Genomic DNA, 18,748 nt, shown 5'->3' on the forward strand with positions numbered 1-18,748 from the left:
TTCCGCAATATCCCCCGCGCCCGTATCGCGATTTTCTTGGCTCGACAGTCAAAATGCGTCGATCTCTATGGTTTCGACAATCGCACCTGCATGGGCGCCGGGGTCGAATTCTGGCTGGATGATCAGCATATCAGCATTTGACAGGGACGAGGTGTGGCCGCTGTCGGTCTGTGAGATCGGCATGAGCTCGGGGCCGGTTGGCGTGTGGACGAGCTGGGCGCGCATGAAGTGGCGGCGCGCCGAATTGGGCGGCGTGGGGCCAGCCAAAGGCAGGCGCCAACTGGGCTGTTCGACATAGCCGAGCCATTTGCGCAGGGCCGGCTTGATGAAGACGGTGGCAGTGACCATGGCCGAGACAGGATTGCCCGGCAGACCGAAAATCAGCGTCTTGCCGCGGGTGCCGAACATTAGTGGCTTGCCCGGGCGCATGTTGATGCGCCAGAAATCGAGCGTTACGCCGAGTTCGAGCAGAATTTCCTGGACGATATCGTGGTCACCCACGCTAGCGCCGCCGGTGGTGATCAAAATATCGGGCTCGGCCGCGAAGATCGATTCGAGCTTGGCGCGCAGGGCGGCGCGGTCATCACGGGCGATACCGTGATCGGTGACCTCGGCCGCATAGGGCGCGAACATGGGCGCAAGACCAAAACTGTTGGAGGCGACAATCTGGTCGGGCGCGAGTGGCGAGCCAGGCAGCGCCAACTCGTCGCCGGTGGCGAGAAGAGCAATGCGGGGGCGCGTGGCCACCGTAAGACTGGGCGCATTGGCGGCGGCAGCCACGGCCAGCTGCATCGGGCCCATGCGGACGCCAGCCTCGATCAGGGCATCGCCCGTGGCAAAGTCATTGCCAATGGCGCGGATGCTGCGACCGGGCTTGGGCTGCTCGGTAAAGCTCACCAGATTGCCGTTTACCGTCGCCTCTTCCTGCATGATGACGGCGTCGGCGCCAGCGGGAACCGGCGCGCCGGTGAAGATGCGGACGCACTGGCCTTCGGCGACGCTGCCAGAAAAACCTGCGCCGGCTTGGGACGTGCCGATCAGCGTCAGGCTATGGCCGGGAACGATGTCAGCGGCTCGGACGGCGTAGCCGTCCATGGCGCTGGCATTGAAGGGGGGCTGGTCGTGGGTGGCGAACAGTGTTTGCGCCAGCACGCGGCCATTGGCGTGGGCCAGGGCGACGCTTTCGGGCTGCACGGCGGGTACGCGAGCGAGAATGGCGGCGATGGCGTCTTCGACGGGCAAGAGGCTCATGGCGCGCGCGTAAAATCGCCGGACTTGCCGCCGGACTTTTCGAGGAGGCAGATGTCGGTGACCACCATGGCGCGGTCGATGGCCTTGGCCATGTCATAGAGCGTCAGCGCGGCGGTGGAGGCGGCGACCAGGGCTTCCATTTCGACACCGGTCTGGCCGGTGGTTTCGGCAGTGGCTTCAATGCGGATGGCGGTGTCGTTCTCGGCCGAGATGTCGACGCTGACCTTGGTGAGCGGGATCGGATGGCAGAGCGGGATCAGTTCGGCGGTTTTTTTTGCGGCCATGATGCCGGCAATGCGGGCTACGGCCAGGGCGTCGCCTTTTTTGAGGCTCCCGCCCATGATCGCGGTGATGGTGGCCGGCTGGGCGATGACCCGCGCTTGGGCGACGGCGCGGCGCTTGGTGGAGGCCTTGTCGCCGATATCGACGATATGGGCTTCGCCGCGCTCGTTCAGATGCGTAAGGCTGGCTTCAGCCATCAGCGGACGACCTCGGGGGCGCCCATCAGCAGGGTGCGGGTGGCGGCGGCAACATCGTCCTGGCGCATCAGGCTTTCGCCGACGAGGAAGGTGCCGATGCCGGCTTCCTGTTCGAGTTTGACCACATGGTCATGGCTCATAATGCCGCTTTCGCTGACCAGGAGGACGTTTTTCGGCACGCCGATGGCGAGATTGATCGAGGTGTCGAGCGTGGTCTCAAAGGTACGCAGATTGCGGTTGTTGATGCCGATGAACTCGGCGCCCAGAGCCAGCGCGCGGTCGAGTTCGAGCTGGTCGTGGACCTCAACGAGGGCGTCCATGCCCCATTCGGCGGCGGCGTCGAGCAGGTAGCGGGCCACGTCGTCGCCAATGGCGGCAAGAATGACCAGGATGCAATCGGCGCCCCAGGCGCGGGCTTCGGCGACCTGATAGGTTTCGAACAGGAAGTCCTTGCGCAAAACGGGCAAGCGCGTGGCGGCACGAGCCTCGATCAGGTAGCTGGGCGAGCCCTGGAAGGAAGGGCGGTCGGTCAGCACCGAGAGGCATGCGGCGCCGGCGGTTTCATAGGCGCGGGCTATTTCGGCCGGATTGAAATCGGGGCGGATCAGACCCTTGGAGGGACTGGCTTTTTTCACCTCGGCAATCAGGGCATATTGGCCCTGGCTGCGCTTGGCCTTGATGGCGCTGACGAAGCCGCGGGGCGCGGGCTGGTCGTGGGCCTGCGCCACGACCTCGGCCCAGGGGCGCATGGCTTTGGCCGCGGCGATTTCTTCGCGCTTATAGGCCTCGATCTGCTGCAGGATATCGCTCATTGGTCCTGTCCGTTGGAAACCGCCACGAGGCGGGCCAGAGTTTGTTTTGCTTTGCCGCTGTCGATTGCTTCGGCCGCCATGGCAGCGCCTTCGCGGAGGTCGGCGGCCTTGTCGGCCACGATGAGGGTTGCCGCCGTATTGAGCAATACAATGTCACGATAAGCGCCAGGAGCGCCGTCGAACAGCGCATGCATCGCCGCTGCATTATAGCTGGGATCGCCGCCGAGCAAATCCTTGGCGTCGTGACGCTTGAGGCCGGCCTGTTCGGGGGTGACTTCGAAGCTGCGCAGGTCGCCATTGGCGATCTGGGCGACGAAGCTTGGGCCGGTGACGGTGATTTCGTCGAGGCCATCGCTGCCATGCACGACCCAGGCCTTGATCGCCCGATTGGCGAGCAGGGCGGCAGCGACAGGCTCGACCCACTCCTCGGCATAGACGCCCAGCATGTAGCGGCGCACACCCGCCGGGTTGGATTGGGGGCCGAGCAGGTTGAACATGGTGCGCACGCCCATTTCGGCGCGCGAGGGGCCAACATGGCGCATCGCCGGATGGTGGCTAGGCGCGAACATGAAGCCGATGCCGGCTTTGACGATGCAGCGGGAGATTTCGGCCGGGGTCAGGTCGAGCTTGACGCCGAGGGCTTCGAGAACCTGCGAGGCGCCAGATTTGGAGGAAAGGGCGCGGTTGCCATGCTTGGCGACGGGGACACCGATGGAGGCGACGACGATGGCGCTGGCAGTGGAGATATTGAGCGTGCCCCCGCCATCGCCGCCGGTGCCGACAATATCGACGGCGTCTTCGGGAGCTTCGACAGGCACCATCTGTTCGCGCAGGATCGAGACGGCGGCGGCGATTTCACCGACACTTTCGCCCTTGATGCGCATACCCATCAGGAACGCACCGATCTGGCTGGGGGTGGCTTCGCCGGCCATGATGGTGCGCATGACGGCGCGCATTTCTTCGCCGGTCAGGTCGCGCCGGTCGGCAATCTTGTTGAGGGCGGCTTTGATATCCATCACGCAGCCCTCTGCCCGTTGAAGTCGCGGGCAATATTGAGGAAATTCTGCAGCAAAGCGTGGCCGTTTTCCGAGGCGATGCTTTCGGGGTGGAACTGCACGCCATGGACCGGGAGGGTCTTGTGCTGCATGCCCATGATCAGCCCATCATCGGTGGTGGCGGTGACATCAAGGGTTTGCGGCAGGGTTTCGGACTTGACGATCAGCGAGTGGTAGCGCGTGGCCTCGAAGTCATTGTTCAGGCCGCGAAACAGGCCCTTGCCAGTGTGATGGATCTTGCTGGTCTTGCCGTGCACGAGATGGGGCGCGCGGATCACGTCGCCACCCATGGCCTGGCCGATGGCCTGATGGCCCAGGCACACGCCCAGGATCGGGATCTGACTTTTGAAGCGGTCGATGACGGCGAGGCAAATGCCGGCTTCGTTGGGCGTGCAAGGGCCGGGGGACAGCACGATCGCCTCGGGCGCCATATCAGCGATTTCGTCCAGGGTGATCTTGTTGTTGCGGTAGACAGTGACGTCGGCGCCCAATTCTCCGAGGAAGTGGACGAGATTGTAGGTGAAGCTGTCGTAATTATCGATGACGAGAGTGCGGGTCATGTTCGGGACTTTCCACTAAAGACAAATTCCAACCACGGTGTCATTCCCGCGAAAGCGGGAACCTCCGTTTTCAGAACTCGTCCCGCCATCGATGAATTTCAGTAGACCTCATCCTGAGCCCGTCGAAGGACGAGGTCGTGGCACCGGCCTCCACTCGCCCGACCTCGTGGTTCGACAAGCTCACAATGAGGTCTTCAAAAGTTTCGCTCATTGCCCGATCCTTGCCTCGCCGGCATAGCGTAGCGCTTCCTCGGCGGCGCTGAAAAGGGCGCGGGCCTTGTTTTCGCATTCGAGCTGTTCGAGTTCGGGTTTGCTGTCCGCCACGATGCCGGCGCCGGCCTGGGCATAGAGCTTGCCATCCTTGACGATGGCGGTGCGCAGCACGATGCAGGTGTCCATGGTTCCATCGGCGCTGAAATAGCCGACGCAGCCGCCATAGATGCCGCGGCGGGACTTTTCCAGCTCATCGATGATTTCCATGGCGCGAACCTTGGGGGCGCCGGAGACCGTGCCCGCCGGGAAGCCGGCCGAGAGGGCATCGACGAAGTCGTATTTGGGATCGAGCACGCCAACCACGTTGGAAACGATGTGCATGACGTGGGAGTAGAATTCGAGGAAGAACTTGTCGGTGACCTTGACCGTGCCGGTCTTAGCGACGCGGCCGACATCATTGCGACCCAGATCGAGCAGCATCAGATGCTCGGCCAGTTCCTTGGGGTCGGCCAGCAGTTCGGCGGCCAGTTCCTGATCCCGCGTCGGGGTGGCGCCGCGTTTGCGGGTGCCGGCGATGGGGCGGATGGTGACTTGACCATCCTGCACACGCACCAGCACTTCAGGGCTCGAACCGGCAATGGCAAAGCCGCCGAAATCGAGGAAATACATATAGGGGCTGGGATTGGTGCGGCGCAGCGCGCGATAGAGTGCGGTGGCGGGCAGGGTGAATTCGGCTTCGAAGCGCTGGCTGAGCACGACCTGGAAGATATCGCCGGCTGTGATGTAATCCTTGGCCTTGGCCACCATCGCGAAATACTCTTCGCGGCTGGTGTTGCTGGTGACAGCGATGCTCTCAAGGTCGGGCAGAGCGGCTGTAGTGGGCAAAGCGCGGCCCAGGCGGGCGATGGCCTCCTCGATGCGGGCCTCGGCCGCCTCATGGGCCTGCCGGGCGCTGACGCCCTCCCGCACGAAGATCGGAGCGGTGAGATAAAGCTCGTCCTTGAGCGTATCGAAGATGGCCAGCAGCGACGGGCGCATCAAGGTCGCTTCGGGAAGCTCCAGATGGTCCGGATTGCTGTTGGGCAGCACTTCCATGTAGCGGACCATCTCATAGCCCAAAAAGCCATAAATGCCGGCCGACTGCGGCGGCAGGCCGGGCGGCACGTCGATCTTGCTGTCGGCCACAAGGGTGCGCAGCGCGTCGAGTGGGGCTTCGCTCAGCGGCTCGTAATGATCCGGATCAAGCTGGGCCGTGCGATTGATGGACGCCTGGCCGGCCTCGACCTTGAGGATGACATCGGGCAAGAGGCCAATGATCGAATAGCGGCCGCGAATGGCACCGTCCTGCACTGATTCGAGCAGGAAGGTGTTGGTGCGGTCCTGCGCCAGCTTCAGATAGGTGCCGATCGGCGTTTCGAGGTCGGCCACGATGCGACGCCAGACGATCTGCGATTTCCCGGCTTCGTATTGCTCGGCAAAGCGCTGGTAGGAATCGTCGCCCATCGTCAGGTGTTCCAGTTGAGTTGGGCCGGCGCTATTGCGCGCCGGTGAGGAGAGAAAGCGATTGCTGCAAGGCCTGCTCATTGACGCGCAAGCCGGCTTCGTCGCGCACGGCCGTTACGAAATCGCCATAGATGCCGATCCGCACTTCGTTTTCGAGGCTGGCATTGGCCTGTTCGGCCAGGCCGCCTTCGGCTGGCGTCACAGCGGTGACCTGGAAGACGATGTGCTCGCCGCTATTGCTGACCACGGCGCCGTGGTGGTCTTCGCCACCGGCAAAGGCCGCGGCTGCGACCGTCTGGTCAATCGTCTGGTCCTGCGAGCCAAAGCGGGTGAATTGGGTGCTTAGCTGCGGGAACACCCCGAGCGAGGCGGCCACATCGGCAATGGCTTCGCCGGCCTCGATGCGCTTTACAGCGGCATCCTGCGCGGTGGCGAGGGCCGCATTGGTACGTTCGGTGGTGATCGCGGTCGTCACCTGCTCGCGCACTTCATCAAGCGTCTGGTCGCGTGCCGGGTCGATCTTGACCAGGTCGAACCACAGATTGGCACTGCCGGCCAACTGGGTTGCCGGGGTCAGCTTGCCCTCTTCGGCCTTGAAAATAGCCTGGGCAACGCGGGGGCGGTCGGCATCGGTAAGGCCGGGAACGACGGAGAGTTCGCCGCCGCCGGCAGTCACATTGGCCTCGTAGAGATCGAGGTTGAAGCGGGCGGCAATGTCGGTCAGCGGCTGGAACGCAGCGCGCAATTCTTCGATTTGGTCGAGAACGTCGGACACCTCATTGCGCGCCTCGGCCAGAGCCAGATTCTGCGCAATCTGGTCACGGGCCTCAGCCAGAGTAGGCGCGCGGGCCGGCTGAATGGCCGAGACATGAATGGCGCGCTTGCCACCAATGCCATCGATGATGGCGAACCCGCCCTGCGGCAGCCCGAAGGCGGCGGTGGCGAGGGCGGCGTCGGTGATGTTGGACTGCGCCAAGGTGCCAAGCTCGGTCGGCGTCAAGCCGGCAGTGGTCACCAGCGTTTCGAAGGGCGTGCCAGCGGTCTGGCCGGCTTCGAAGGCGGTGACCTGCTCCGGATTGAGCGCGACCTGCTGAATGGTGCGGGTCTCGGGCGTATTGAGGCTGGCCTTGGTGCGCTCATATTCGGCGGCAATGGCGTCGTCGGAAATGGTCTTGGTTTTAGCCAGGCTCGCGGGCGACAGCTCGAGCATTTGCACCGTACGGGTTTCAACGGTGCGATAGTCGGCTTGATGCTCGGTGAGATAGGCGGCCAGTTCTGCCTCGGTCGGCGCTGGCGGTGTTTCGATATTGGTGTCGCCAATGACGAAATAATCCATGGTGCGCTGGTCGGCAGCGTAGCGATTGACCAGGTTGGAAGCCGTGGCGGAGAGCTTGGTATCGCCAAACAGCGAGAGCACCAGTTGCTGGCGCTCTGCGGCCTTGCTCTGGTCGGCAAAATATTCGGCCTCGGTCAGGCCGCTCTGCTGCAACACCTGGGTGAAGGCGGCGGGGTCGAACGTGCCGAGCGTGCCGGCGAAGGATGGGTCCTCGCGCAGCATTTCGCTGAGCTTCTGCTCGGAAACGCCGAGCCCGAAATTGTTTGCCATCTGGCTGAGGGCCGCATCCTGCGCCAGGCTCTGCAGCACCATAGAGGGAATGCCCAGGCTCACGGCTTCCTGCTGAGTGGGGACTGACCCCAGCCGCTGGGCGACCTGGTTCATCTGGTTCTGGTAGGCGCGCAGGAATTCCCGCGAATTGATTTCCTCATTGCCGACACGTGCTACGGTGTTGGTGCCCAGGTCGGTGATGACATTGTTGATGCCGAATCCGGCAATGCCCACCAAAAGAAAAGCACCCATGACCTTACCGGGCCAGGATTTTGCAAAACCGCGCAAACTATCGAGCATGTCAGACGTTCCATAACGCGTATCTAGGCTTTACCGCAGCAGCGGGTGGGCACTAGTAATCCAATTTGACGTTCGGGGTTAGGGCAAAGCCCGCTCTGGTGCAAGAGGCAGGAGTATTAAGAGTGACAACGACATTGACGCCGCTGATCGCGGGCAACTGGAAAATGAACGGCGTTCGCGCTTCGCTGGACGAACTCCAGAGCCTGGCAGAAATGCTGACAACCGGTGAAGCGCCCCGCGCCGTCGTGGTCATCTGTCCCCCCGCAACGATTCTGGCGGCCGTCGCCCGCCAGGGCGCCACATCAGGCATTCTGGCCGGCGGGCAGGATTGCCATCCCGCTGCCTCCGGCGCCCATACCGGGGATATCGCAGCCGGCATGCTGGCCGATGCGGGCGCGCAATATGTCATCGTCGGCCATTCCGAGCGCCGCGCATCCCATGCCGAAACCGATGCAACTGTTCGCGCCAAGGCTGAGGCCGCCATCGGCGCCGGGCTCAAGCCGATCATCTGCGTCGGCGAAACTGAGGCAGAGCGCGATGGCGGCAAGGCCGAAACCGTGGTCGCCACCCAGCTCGCCGGATCGATTCCCGATCATGCCGGTCAACATGAGGTGATCGTCGCCTATGAACCAGTCTGGGCGATCGGCACGGGACGCACGCCGACTAGCGAAGAAATCGCGCAGATGCACAATCGCATCCGCACCATTCTGGTCGACCGGTTCGCGGATAAGGGCCTCGCCATCCGCATTCTTTATGGTGGCTCGCTCAAGCCGCAGAATGCGCGCGAGATTTTGGCCATTGAAAACGTCAATGGCGGGCTTGTTGGGGGCGCCAGCCTCTTGGCAAAGGACTTCTACACCATTATCTCCGCCGTATAATAAGCGCGAGACGGCAGAGGCTGGTTGGAAATTCCGCCCGGCCTCTGGCAATTGCGGCACGAGGCGTGTAAGACGCGCCATCTTTTGACACGACCTGAAACTGAGACACGATGGCGAACGTCCTGATTGTTGCCTATCTGCTGATCGTCCTGGCGCTGATCGCGGTGATCCTGCTGCAGCGCTCCGAGGGCGGTGCGCTGGGCATTGGTGGTGGCAGCGGCGGCTTTATGACCGCTCGCGGCTCGGCCAACCTTTTGACCCGGACCACGGCGATTCTGGCGACGCTGTTTTTCGCAACGGCGATCGGGTTGACCGTGCTCAGCGAATTTGATCGTGGCACTTCGGGCATTCTCGAACGCGCCGTGCAGGGCACCGATCAGACCGCACCCACCAGCGTGCTTGATGCGCTCAATTCGCTGCAGGGCGGCACGACGTCCGATCTGCCGGTTCCTGCAAGTGATCCTGCAGCTCCGGCTGGCGCCGACCCGGTGACCGAGGATATCGGCACTGTGGCCCCAACCACCGATACGACGACGACTGCCCCGGCCGCCAATAGCGACCTGCCGGTGCCGCAGGCTCCGGCGGAGACGCCGACGCAAACACCGGCCGCTCCGGCGACCAACTAACCGCCGCAAGGCGTAGCGACAGAGGGGGATGGAAACATCCCCTTCTTCTTTTTGTGTAGAGCCGCACGCGGGCTCTACGAATCGACGACGATGTGATTAAGGTGAACGCCCATGGCTCGGTACGTATTCATCACCGGAGGCGTGGTCTCCTCATTGGGTAAAGGTCTTGCATCGGCGGCGCTTGGCGCAGTCCTGCAAGCGCGCGGCTACAAGGTGCGGTTGCGCAAGCTTGACCCCTATCTCAATGTGGACCCCGGCACGATGTCGCCCACCCAACACGGTGAGGTGTTCGTCACCGACGATGGTGCTGAGACCGACCTGGATCTGGGCCATTATGAGCGCTTCACCGGCCGAGCGGCCAACAAGCGCGACAACATCACCACCGGCCGCATCTATTCCGACATCCTGGCCAAGGAGCGCAAGGGCGAGTATCTCGGCGCGACCGTTCAGGTTATTCCGCACGTCACCGACGCAATTAAGAATTTCGTCATTGAAGGCAATGACGAGTTCGATTTCGTGCTGGTCGAAGTCGGCGGTACGGTCGGCGATATCGAGGGCCTGCCGTTCTTCGAGGCGATCCGTCAGTTGGGCAATGATCTGCCGCGCGGCCACGCCTGCTACCTGCATCTGACGCTGATGCCCTACATTCCCTCGGCCGGCGAGCTCAAGACCAAACCGACCCAGCACTCGGTGCGCGAGCTGCGCTCCATCGGCATTGCGCCGGATGTGCTGCTGGTGCGCTGCGATCGCCCAATCCCCGAGGGCGAGAAGAAAAAGCTCAGCCTGTTCTGCAACGTGCGCGAAAGCGCGGTTATTCAGGGGCTGGACGTTGCGTCCATATATGACGTGCCGCTGGCCTATCACAAGGAAGGGCTGGATCGCGAAATCCTGGCCGCCTTTGGCATCAGCGATGCGCCGGCGCCGGACCTCAAGGCCTGGGAAGATGTTTCGGCCCGCCTGCATAACCCGGAAGGCGAGGTCAATATCGCCATTGTCGGCAAATATACCGGCCTCAAGGATGCCTATAAATCGCTGAGCGAAGCCCTGGCCCATGGCGGCATTGCCAATAAGGTCAAGGTCAACCTGCAATGGATCGATAGCGAGGTCTTCGAGCGCGACGATCCGGCGCCCTATCTCGAGCATGTGCATGGCATTCTGGTGCCTGGCGGGTTTGGCGAGCGCGGTTCGGCCGGCAAGATCGAGGCGGCTCGCTTTGCCCGCGTCAAGGACGTGCCCTATTTCGGTATTTGCTTTGGCATGCAGATGGCTTGCGTCGAAGCGGCCCGCAACACGGCCGGCATCAAGAATGCCTCGTCCACCGAATTTGGCCCGACCAAGGAGCCGATCGTTGGCATGATGACCGAGTGGGTCAAGGGCAACGACACCGAAAAGCGCGCTTCCGAGGGCGATCTGGGCGGCACGATGCGGCTGGGCGCCTATCCGGCGCAGCTGACGCGCGGCAGCCGTGTGGCCGACATTTACGGCTCCACGCGCATTTCCGAGCGCCATCGCCACCGCTACGAAGTCAACATGGACTATCGCAAACTGCTCGAGAAGAACGGCCTGCTGTTCTCCGGCGTTTCGCCCGATGGCAAGCTGCCCGAGATTGTCGAGCGCACCGATCACCCTTGGTTTATCGGCGTACAGTTCCACCCGGAGCTGAAGTCCAAGCCGTTCGAGCCGCACCCGCTGTTCGCCAGCTTCATTGCGGCCGCGATGGAACAGAGCCGGCTGGTCTGATGGAATTGCGCAGTGAGCGGCTGCTATTGCGGCGGCCGCTCGCAAGCGACCTGGAAGCGATGTTCGCCATCATGTCGGACCCGCAGGCGATGCGGTATTGGTCGACATTGCCGCATGCCGACCGCGAGGTGACAAGGCGCTGGCTCGACAAGATGCTTGAGAGCACGGCCAATGGCGGCGAGGACTTCATCATGGTGCTGGATGGCGAGGCCATCGGCACGGTTGGAGCAGGGCGGCTGCCCGATTTCGGTTTCATGTTGCGGCGGGACTGTTGGGGGCGCGGGCTAGCGACCGAGGCCTCACGAGCATTCATCGCCTACGTCTTTGCCGATACCACAGCGACGCATCTGGATGCCGACGTGGACCCGCGCAATGCCGCCTCGCTGAGCGTGCTGGGCAAGCTCGGGTTTGTTGAGGCCGGGCGGGCCGAGAACACCTTCCTGCTGGGTGACGAATGGTGCCACAGCGTTTATCTTCGGCTGAACCGTCCGGAGGCGCGCTAGACATGGCTGAAATCATTTCGCTGTCCAAGGCCCGCAAGGCCAAGGCTCGGGCCGGCAAAGCCGCGCTGGCGGCCGAGAATCGCGTCAAGTTCGGGCGGACCAAGGCTGAGAAGACCTTGGCTGAGGCCGAGAAGGCGCTGGTGGATAAGCGGACCGATGCCCATAAGCGGGGCGAGGACGAGTAGGGCCTATTCCGCATCGCTTGTGGTGGCGATGATTTCGGCTAATAGGTCATGCAGATCGTCGCGGTGGCCGGTATTGGCGGCCCCGGTGGTTTCGTCCGAGGTCATTACGACGGTCAGGTCCAGCGCAGGCACGACGTAGAGCATCTGGCCGCCAAAACCCCAGGCAAAGCGGGTGTCTTCGCCACCGATATTGCGCAAGAACCAGCCATAACCATAGCTGTCGCCAGTGCGGATGGATCGCGTATGCGGGGACCAGGATTGGTCGATCCAGGCTTGCGAGATGACGCGTGTGCCATCGGGGGCGAGGCCGCCGCTACGGTAGAGCTCGCCAAAGGCCAGCAGCGAGCGTGGGGTCATGGCCATCTGGTTGCCGCCCAGATAGATGCCTTGTGGGTCGCGGTCCCAGCTGGCGATGGCGAAGCCTGGGACCGCGCCGAGCCATTCACGGGCGTTGGCCAGGGTTGAGCGGCCGGTTTGCTGGGTGAGGATGGCTGACAGCAAGTGGCTGGAGCCGGTGGAGTAGAGCATGCCGGCGCCTGGATCATCGACAAAGGGGCGGGTGAGGGCAGCGCGGACCCAATTGTCGCTGGCGACCCAGCGGCCGTAGTTGACGCCGGATGTGGGTTCGAGCCCGGCCCGCATGGTGAGCAGGTCGCCGACGGTGATGTCCTCGATGCGCGGATCGGCATTGGAGGGCAGGTCAGCGCGCAGGATTGGCGCGATCTTCTGGTCGGTGCTTTCGAGAATGCCCTTCTCGATGGCGATGCCGATCAGGGCGGAAATGATTGTTTTTGAAGCCGATTTTATGTTGGTCGGGGCGTCGAGCCGGTGGCCGTTATAGCCCCGCTCGGCGATGATTTCGCCGTTCTGCGAAACGATCACGGTTTCAAGCGGTTCGAGCCGTTCGGCATCCTCCAGCACTTCAGTCAGCGTGCGCGCGGGCGCTGCATCCTGCGCGAAGACGGGCGTGGCGAGGAGCATTGAGGAGGCGAGGGCGAGGCTGCGGAACATCATCGGCAATCCTTGGATGATGGGTGCGACGAAATCATGGGTTTGAGTGAAATTTCCAGGAATTTTGTTGTGATCGGAGGTGGGAAGCTGCCCGCGAGGCTGGTGTGCTGCAATCTGCCAACCAGTGGGCGTGGTTTTGCACATGCGGTAAGGTTTTGATTTTGATTGGGTTTTGGCAGGCGACCGACGTAGCGGCACAAAGTAATTGACTTGATTTGGATTCGCGGTAACGTTCCCATCAAGTGAGATGCCGGCAGAAGCCATTTTGGGATGGGTTTATGAACAGCAGCCGCAATCGTCGGCCGACCATCATTGATGTGGCAGAACGCGCTGGCGTGTCCAAGAGCACGGCGGCGCGCGCGCTTGCCGGTTCGGACAATATCAATGACGAGACGCGCGAACGGGTTTTGCGGGCGGCGGCGGCGACGGGCTATGAGCGCAACCACCTGGCGGTGGGCATGCGATCGGGCCGTTCGGGCATGCTGGGGCTGGTCATTCCCGATATCACCAACCCGTTCTGGGGTGAGGTAGCGCGCGGCGCACAGGACCGGGCGGCGGAGAGCGGTGCCTCGCTTTTGGTGTTCTCGTCGGACTGGGATGCGGCCAAGGAAGCCACCCATATCGGCACGCTGCGGCGGGCGCGGGTGGATGGCGCGATCATCAATCCGGTGGCCGATAATTTCGACGACCACCATCGTTTTGGGCTGCCATTCGTGTTCATCGGATCGAGCGCCGAGCGGTTTGCCGACATATCGAGCGTCGGTTCAGATATCACCCAGGCTGTGAGGCTTGGGATGGATCATCTTGTTTCCAAAGGGCATTCTGCGCCAAGCTTTATCGTCGGACCCAAGTCGAGACTGGCGCGGGCGCGGTTCTTGCGGGCGGTGCATGAGCATTGCGTGGAGCGCGACATCGACCCTGGCATATTGGCCATGGAAGATGGCGAATACACCGTCGAGGGCGGGCGCGAGGCAATGCGGCGACTGCTGGAGCGGCCGCATGTCGGGCATGTCTGCGTGTTTGCGGCCAATGACATGATGGCGCTGGGCGCCATGATGGCCGTGCGCGAGGCGGGGCTGAATTGCCCGGCCGATGTATCGATCATCGGCTTTGACGGCATTCCGTCGGGCGAATTTGCCTGGCCGGGACTGACCACGATTGCCAAGCCGGGCCGCGAAATCGGCGTGCGGGCAGTGGAACAGCTCTTCGACGAAATCGAACACCGGCCCGAACATGGCCGGATCTATATGCCGTGCCGGCTGATAGAGCGAGGTTCACTCGCCGATCTGTCGGTGCCAGCCCTCAAGCGCGTTGCGGCGGGGTAGGGAGGACTGACGATGGTTGCGAAGCCAGGGCTGCGCCGTGTTACGGCGCCTGACATTGGGAACGTTCCCGCTCGCGAGGGCGCCGAATCTGCTAACGGACTGTTAGCATCGACGGGCGGTTTCGGCGCAAAGGTGCGGCAATGGTGGCCCTATTACGCCATGATGGCGCCGGGCATCATTTTCTTCATCCTGTTTCACTATCTGCCGATCTGGGAAGCCAAGATCGCGTTTGAGCAGGTGCGGATCATCCCGCCCAATATCTGGGTGGGGCTGAAGCATTTTCAGGTGCTGTTCACCTCACCGGTGTTCTGGCAGGTGCTGGTCAACACGCTGATCATTTCCGGCATGAAAATGCTGTTCGTGTTTCCGGTGCCGATCATCGTGGCGCTGATGCTGAATGAAGTGCGGAGCGGTTCGCTGCGCAAGTTCATCCAGTCGGCAGTGTATCTGCCGCACTTCTTGAGCTGGGTGGTGATTGCCGGTGTTTTCATCGCGGCGCTGTCGCCAAGCGATGGCGTGGTCAATGACATTACCGGCTTCTTCGGCGGGCAGCCGAAATCCTACATGACCGATACCGGCGCGATCCGCTGGGTGCTGGTGTTTTCGGAAATGTGGCGCTCGGCGGGGTGGGACAGCCTGCTGTATCTGGCGGCGATCATCGCCATCGACCAGGCGCTGTATGACGCGGCGGAAATGGACGGGGCCAATCGCTGGCAGAAAATCCTCTACGTGACCATCCCGGGGATCGTGCCGACCATTGCTACGCTGTTCATTCTCAATGCCGGCATGTTCCTCAGCGCCGACCTCAACCAGGTGATCAACTTCTCCAACGACGTGGTGCGCAGCCAGATCGATATCGTTGACACCTATGTGTACCGCATCGGCTTGCAGACCGGGGAATACTCGCTGGCGACGGCGGCGGGCCTGTTCAAGGCCGTTCTGGGCATGTTGCTGATCCTGCTGGCGCATCTGTTTTCCAAACGACTGACCGGCAAGGGAGTCTGGTGATGGCCGCCAATAATCGCCGCACCCCGCTCGAGCGAGTGGAATATGCGATCATCATTTCGACGCTGCTGCTGTTGGTGGTCGTTACGGTGCAGCCGCTGCTGAACCTGTTGGCGGTGTCGCTGTCGGATCCGGCCAAGCTGCCGGGGATGAGCGGCATGGAAGTGTTGCCGCGTGGGCTGTCGTTCGATGTTTGGACGCTGTTGATCAACCATCCCAATGTGCGGGCCGGGTTGCTCAATTCGATCCTGATCACCGGGGTCGGCACGCTGCTCAACATCATCTTCACGGCGCTGATGGCCTGGGGCCTATCGCGGCCGGGCCTGCCGGGGCGGCGGATATTGTTCATCATGGTGCTGGTCACCATCGTGTTCGACCCCGGCATTATTCCCGATTATTTCGTCAACAAGCGGCTGGGGCTGCTGGACAGCTATTGGTCGGTGATCCTCTTCAAGCTGGTCAATGCCTGGTATCTGATCATCCTGATCCGGTTCTTCGAGGAAATCCCGCAGGAATTACTCGATGCGGCCGAGCTCGATGGCTCCAACGCATTCCAGACCTTTTGGTATGTGGTGCTGCCGCTGGCCAAGCCGGCGCTGGCGACGATCACCCTGTTCTACATCGTGTTCCACTGGAACGAGTTTTTCCGGGCGATGATCTACATCACCGACCAGGGCAAGTGGCCGCTGCAAGTGGTGCTCCGGCAATTCGTGATCGGCGGGGACAAGCTGGCCATTGTCGGGGTGGACGCGGCGAACAATTACACCGGGGCCAGCCAGATCGACCTGCGGGCGCTCAAGGCCGGGATGATCATCCTGACCATCGTGCCGATCCTGGTGATCTACCCGCTGATTCTAAAGTTCTTCACCAAGGGGACGATGTCGGGGGCGTTGAAGGGATGAGGCCACCGGTATTTCCACTCTCCGCGATGACACGGTGGGTGGGGAATTTTCGAGACACAACCAAAATCCCGCGCAAGCGGCTGAGTGGCTACCAAAAACACTAGGAGGAGACTGCAATGCTTATGAGGAAACTGTTGCTGGCGACGACTGCGCTGGCATTTGCCATTGCGCCGGCATTTGCCGAGCCGGTGGTGATCCGGATGGTCAGCAAGGATCTGGTGAGTACCAATCCGCCCGATGTGAAGCATATCGAGCGGATCGAGGCAGCGATGGCGGCCAAGGGCACCGAGATCGATATCCAGATCGTTGATCTGCCCAGCTCCGGCTATGCCGATGCGCTCAGCGTCATGCTGCTCTCGGGCGATATCCCGGACCTGATCTATTTCCAGGGTGGCGACGCCAAGATGGTGGAGCAGGGGATTCTGGAAGACCTGACGCCCTGGATCGAGAAATCGCCGAACCTGAAGGCGGCGCTTTATCCGCATAATGTGGAGCGGTTGGCCAATTATCCCTACCTGCTTTACGTCTATCCGCCGCGCATGCCGCAGCCGGTGATCCGCAAGGATTGGCTGGAAAAGTCAGGCCTGCCGGCGCCGCAGACGGTTGAGGATTATGTCGCCCTGTTCACCGCCATCAAGGATGGTGATTTTGACGGCGACGGGGTGGCCAATACCTATGGCGTGACCGCGGCCGACAACACCAATGAGCTGGATTCCATTTTCAACCAGGCGTTCGGGGTGACCGGGAGCTGGATGAAGAACGAGGCTGGCGAATGGGTCAATTCCCGCATCACCAGCCAGGAGAAGGACAAGATCGCCTTCTATGCCTCGCTGCGCGAGAAGGGCCTGTTTGACCCGGAATACATCACGTCCAAATTCGATGTGAAGGAAGACAAGTTCTATACCGGCAAGGCTGGCGTGATCTTCGGCTCGTCCGCGGAAGTCATCGACATTTATGGCGGCAAGATGCGCCAGGTGCATCCAGGCACTGAACTGGTGCTGCTGGCGCCGCCCAAGGGGCCGGCCGGGCAGGGCAATCAGGCCATCGATGTGTCCAAGGAAGCGCGCGGCTTTGCCATGTCTTCGCTCTCCGAGCACAAGGACACGGTGATGGCGCTGCTCGATTTCATGGCGAGCCCGGAAGGCCAATTGCTCGACCGCCTCGGCTTTGAAGGCGAGGAATATACCAAGTCGGGCGACACCTACACGATGACCGACAAGATCAGCACCTGGTATGCGCGCTTCTTCGCTTCCGCCAATTGGACGCCGCCGACCCCCTGGATGAGCGAAGCCGCACAAGCCTCGCTCAAGCAGGTGTCGGACAATTTCAAGCCGGACAATGCGTTCGTGTTCCCGGCTGATTATGCGGCGGACCTCGATGCCACCGAAAGCGTCTATCGCGCCTGGGTCTACAAGTTCATCTCCGGTGAAGCCGGAATGGACCAGTGGGATGCCTATGTCGCGGAATGGGAAGCGGCGGGCGGCAGCCGGCTGAATGAATATGCGCGGACTGTGCTGAAGTAGGCATCTGAGTAACGACACAGGGACCCCCTCCCTCGATCCCTCCCCCTTGAGGGGAGCGCCGGGGTGGGGGTCGACTGGTCAGAAGTGAAAGTCGAATACATGCCAAATTCCCTTCGCGGCCGGGTCCGCGCCATGTTGCACGGCATTGCCCTGGGCGATGCGCTCGGCGCGCCGGTGGAGAAGCTGTCGGCGGCCGATATCAGGGCGCGTTATGGCCGGGTGACCTCGCTCAAGACGCGCTGGCACAAGATGGATATGGCGCCCGAGGCGCGCAATAACCGGGTGCGCGGCGACGGCATTGTCACCGACGACACGCTGATGACGCTGGCGCTGATGGACATTTACGGCGATGTGCGCCGGCATCTGGATGCCTGGGACATGGCCGATGGCATGGTGCGGCAAATCGCCTGGAAGCCGCGCTGGGTGCCCGAATTGCAGCGCGAGGCGATGTTGATCGACCGACTGTTTTATCCGGAAAAGTGGATTTTCCAGCGGCATCAGCTGAGTTCGTGCGACCCGCGGCAGGGCGGGATCGGGAACATGGTCAATTGCGGGGCGGCTATGTATATCGCGCCGATTGGCGTGACTAATGCGGCGGACCCCAAGGCGGCCTATGACGAGGCGATCGCCTTTGCTTCGGGACACCAGGAGAGTTTTGGGCTGGAAGCGGCCGGGGTGATGGCGGCGGCGGTGGCGGCGGCTTTTGTGCCGGGTACCAGCATTGACGCCATTGTCGACGCGGCGATTGGCGTGGCCAAGGACGGGACACGCAACGCCATTGTGGAGATTGCCGCGATTGCGCGGGACTTGCGCGGCACCGGCGCGAGCCATGCGGCGGTATGCGACGCGTTCCATGCGGCCATCGCCAAATATTCGCCCATGGGGGACGATGTGAACCACAGCCCCGAGCGGGTGGGGCGGCTGACCGATGCTTATCGGCCATCGCGGCTCAATGCGATCGAGGAATTGCCGCTGGCGCTGGGCTTTTGCCTGCTCAATGACGGGGCGTTCCGCGTATCGATCGAAGACGGGATCAATTCGGGGCGGGATACGGATTCCATCGGCGTGATGGCCGGGGCGATCCTGGGCGCGCTGCATGGCGAAAGCGTCATACTCGCCGAGGACCGGGCGCTGCTCGATAGCGCCAATCGGCTCGACCTGACCGCATCGGCCGATGCCTTCACCGAAACGGCCAAGACCATTCTCACCGCCGATCACCAAGCCGCCGAAGCGCGCCAGCGCGCTCGCCTTACTCTTGTTTGAAAGACTTT

The 18,748-nt window shown here is 62.3% G+C and carries 18 protein-coding genes; 10 read left to right on the forward strand and 8 right to left on the reverse strand.

The window, feature by feature from the left end; translation table 11 throughout:
- Positions 1-48 precede the first annotated feature (48 nt).
- The 7 genes from glp to ACI3KW_RS02725 form a co-directional block, all read right to left on the reverse strand.
- On the reverse strand, positions 49-1,251 hold the full coding sequence (gene glp / locus ACI3KW_RS02695) for a gephyrin-like molybdotransferase Glp (RefSeq protein ID WP_404846820.1): 1,203 nt from the start codon (positions 1,249-1,251) through the stop codon (positions 49-51).
- Entirely contained in the window at positions 1,248-1,730 is a 483-nt protein-coding gene (moaC, locus tag ACI3KW_RS02700; RefSeq protein WP_404846821.1) for a cyclic pyranopterin monophosphate synthase MoaC, read from the reverse strand. Before moaC ends, glp begins: the two co-directional genes overlap by 4 nt.
- Positions 1,730-2,542, reverse strand: a complete 813-nt coding sequence (gene trpC, locus ACI3KW_RS02705; RefSeq protein ID WP_404846822.1) for an indole-3-glycerol phosphate synthase TrpC — start codon at positions 2,540-2,542, stop codon at positions 1,730-1,732. Before trpC ends, moaC begins: the two co-directional genes overlap by 1 nt.
- A complete protein-coding gene (gene trpD / locus ACI3KW_RS02710; RefSeq protein ID WP_404846823.1) occupies positions 2,539-3,561 on the reverse strand; it encodes an anthranilate phosphoribosyltransferase in 1,023 nt (340 codons plus the stop codon). Before trpD ends, trpC begins: the two co-directional genes overlap by 4 nt.
- Positions 3,558-4,157 carry an anthranilate synthase component II gene (locus ACI3KW_RS02715; RefSeq protein ID WP_404846824.1) on the reverse strand — a complete coding sequence of 200 codons (600 nt, stop codon included), beginning with the start codon at positions 4,155-4,157 and terminating at the stop codon, positions 3,558-3,560. The genes trpD and ACI3KW_RS02715 overlap by 4 nt, the downstream gene beginning before the upstream one ends.
- Before the next feature lie 207 nt (positions 4,158-4,364).
- Complete coding sequence (trpE, locus tag ACI3KW_RS02720) at positions 4,365-5,873, reverse strand: anthranilate synthase component I (protein WP_404846825.1); 1,509 nt, start codon at positions 5,871-5,873, stop codon at positions 4,365-4,367.
- 31 nt (positions 5,874-5,904) lie between these two features.
- Positions 5,905-7,779 carry a SurA N-terminal domain-containing protein gene (locus ACI3KW_RS02725; RefSeq protein WP_404846826.1) on the reverse strand — a complete coding sequence of 625 codons (1,875 nt, stop codon included), beginning with the start codon at positions 7,777-7,779 and terminating at the stop codon, positions 5,905-5,907.
- Between the two features lie 122 nt (positions 7,780-7,901).
- On the opposite strand from ACI3KW_RS02725, the gene tpiA reads away from it, so the two are divergent.
- The 5 genes from tpiA to ACI3KW_RS02750 all read left to right on the forward strand — a co-directional run bounded on the left by tpiA (position 7,902) and on the right by ACI3KW_RS02750 (position 11,711).
- Positions 7,902-8,657: a triose-phosphate isomerase gene (gene tpiA / locus ACI3KW_RS02730; protein WP_404846827.1), complete on the forward strand. Its 756-nt coding sequence runs from the start codon at positions 7,902-7,904 to the stop codon at positions 8,655-8,657.
- A 110-nt stretch (positions 8,658-8,767) separates the two neighbouring features.
- Positions 8,768-9,283 (forward strand): preprotein translocase subunit SecG, encoded by a 516-nt coding sequence (gene secG, locus ACI3KW_RS02735; protein WP_404846828.1) that lies wholly within the window; start codon positions 8,768-8,770, stop codon positions 9,281-9,283.
- Positions 9,284-9,394: 111 nt separating this feature from the next.
- A complete protein-coding gene (locus tag ACI3KW_RS02740) occupies positions 9,395-11,023 on the forward strand; it encodes a CTP synthase (RefSeq protein WP_404846829.1) in 1,629 nt (542 codons plus the stop codon).
- Positions 11,023-11,526 carry a GNAT family N-acetyltransferase gene (locus ACI3KW_RS02745; RefSeq protein ID WP_404846830.1) on the forward strand — a complete coding sequence of 168 codons (504 nt, stop codon included), beginning with the start codon at positions 11,023-11,025 and terminating at the stop codon, positions 11,524-11,526. The genes ACI3KW_RS02740 and ACI3KW_RS02745 overlap by 1 nt, the downstream gene beginning before the upstream one ends.
- A gap of 2 nt (positions 11,527-11,528) precedes the next feature.
- Positions 11,529-11,711: a DUF4169 family protein gene (locus tag ACI3KW_RS02750; protein WP_404846831.1), complete on the forward strand. Its 183-nt coding sequence runs from the start codon at positions 11,529-11,531 to the stop codon at positions 11,709-11,711.
- Between the two features lie 3 nt (positions 11,712-11,714).
- On the opposite strand, the gene ACI3KW_RS02755 is transcribed toward ACI3KW_RS02750, so the two are convergent.
- Entirely contained in the window at positions 11,715-12,722 is a 1,008-nt protein-coding gene (locus ACI3KW_RS02755; protein WP_404847036.1) for a serine hydrolase domain-containing protein, read from the reverse strand.
- Positions 12,723-13,000: 278 nt separating this feature from the next.
- Here ACI3KW_RS02755 and ACI3KW_RS02760 point away from each other — a divergent pair, with 278 nt between their 5' ends.
- The 5 genes from ACI3KW_RS02760 to ACI3KW_RS02780 all read left to right on the forward strand — a co-directional run bounded on the left by ACI3KW_RS02760 (position 13,001) and on the right by ACI3KW_RS02780 (position 18,740).
- Positions 13,001-14,047 (forward strand): LacI family DNA-binding transcriptional regulator, encoded by a 1,047-nt coding sequence (locus ACI3KW_RS02760; protein WP_404846832.1) that lies wholly within the window; start codon positions 13,001-13,003, stop codon positions 14,045-14,047.
- Between the two features lie 12 nt (positions 14,048-14,059).
- A complete protein-coding gene (locus tag ACI3KW_RS02765; RefSeq protein WP_404846833.1) occupies positions 14,060-15,055 on the forward strand; it encodes an ABC transporter permease in 996 nt (331 codons plus the stop codon).
- The gene (locus ACI3KW_RS02770; protein WP_404846834.1) at positions 15,055-15,954 is read left to right on the forward strand and encodes a carbohydrate ABC transporter permease; all 900 of its coding nucleotides are present in this window, start codon (positions 15,055-15,057) and stop codon (positions 15,952-15,954) included. The genes ACI3KW_RS02765 and ACI3KW_RS02770 overlap by 1 nt, the downstream gene beginning before the upstream one ends.
- A gap of 116 nt (positions 15,955-16,070) precedes the next feature.
- Entirely contained in the window at positions 16,071-17,477 is a 1,407-nt protein-coding gene (locus ACI3KW_RS02775; RefSeq protein ID WP_404846835.1) for an extracellular solute-binding protein, read from the forward strand.
- Between the two features lie 99 nt (positions 17,478-17,576).
- Positions 17,577-18,740 (forward strand): ADP-ribosylglycohydrolase family protein, encoded by a 1,164-nt coding sequence (locus ACI3KW_RS02780; protein ID WP_404846836.1) that lies wholly within the window; start codon positions 17,577-17,579, stop codon positions 18,738-18,740.
- Positions 18,741-18,748 lie beyond the last annotated feature (8 nt).

Origin of the sequence: Devosia sp. ZW T5_3 (assembly GCF_044987315.1) — a bacterium.
Taxonomy (GTDB): domain Bacteria; phylum Pseudomonadota; class Alphaproteobacteria; order Rhizobiales; family Devosiaceae; genus Devosia.

Bases quoted from the DNA above. Each gene is read 5' to 3' on its own strand.
- glp (WP_404846820.1), bottom strand. From the start codon at position 1,251: ATGAGCCTCTTGCCCGTCGAAGACGCCATCGCCGCCATTCTCGCTCGC.
- moaC (WP_404846821.1), bottom strand. From the start codon at position 1,730: ATGGCTGAAGCCAGCCTTACGCATCTGAACGAGCGCGGCGAAGCCCAT.
- trpC (WP_404846822.1), bottom strand. From the start codon at position 2,542: ATGAGCGATATCCTGCAGCAGATCGAGGCCTATAAGCGCGAAGAAATC.
- ACI3KW_RS02715 (WP_404846824.1), bottom strand. From the start codon at position 4,157: ATGACCCGCACTCTCGTCATCGATAATTACGACAGCTTCACCTACAAT.
- trpE (WP_404846825.1), bottom strand. From the start codon at position 5,873: ATGGGCGACGATTCCTACCAGCGCTTTGCCGAGCAATACGAAGCCGGG.
- ACI3KW_RS02725 (WP_404846826.1), bottom strand. From the start codon at position 7,779: ATGCTCGATAGTTTGCGCGGTTTTGCAAAATCCTGGCCCGGTAAGGTC.
- secG (WP_404846828.1), top strand. From the start codon at position 8,768: ATGGCGAACGTCCTGATTGTTGCCTATCTGCTGATCGTCCTGGCGCTG.
- ACI3KW_RS02740 (WP_404846829.1), top strand. From the start codon at position 9,395: ATGGCTCGGTACGTATTCATCACCGGAGGCGTGGTCTCCTCATTGGGT.
- ACI3KW_RS02745 (WP_404846830.1), top strand. From the start codon at position 11,023: ATGGAATTGCGCAGTGAGCGGCTGCTATTGCGGCGGCCGCTCGCAAGC.
- ACI3KW_RS02750 (WP_404846831.1), top strand. From the start codon at position 11,529: ATGGCTGAAATCATTTCGCTGTCCAAGGCCCGCAAGGCCAAGGCTCGG.
- ACI3KW_RS02755 (WP_404847036.1), bottom strand. From the start codon at position 12,722: ATGTTCCGCAGCCTCGCCCTCGCCTCCTCAATGCTCCTCGCCACGCCC.
- ACI3KW_RS02760 (WP_404846832.1), top strand. From the start codon at position 13,001: ATGAACAGCAGCCGCAATCGTCGGCCGACCATCATTGATGTGGCAGAA.
- ACI3KW_RS02765 (WP_404846833.1), top strand. From the start codon at position 14,060: ATGGTTGCGAAGCCAGGGCTGCGCCGTGTTACGGCGCCTGACATTGGG.
- ACI3KW_RS02770 (WP_404846834.1), top strand. From the start codon at position 15,055: ATGGCCGCCAATAATCGCCGCACCCCGCTCGAGCGAGTGGAATATGCG.
- ACI3KW_RS02775 (WP_404846835.1), top strand. From the start codon at position 16,071: ATGCTTATGAGGAAACTGTTGCTGGCGACGACTGCGCTGGCATTTGCC.
- ACI3KW_RS02780 (WP_404846836.1), top strand. From the start codon at position 17,577: ATGCCAAATTCCCTTCGCGGCCGGGTCCGCGCCATGTTGCACGGCATT.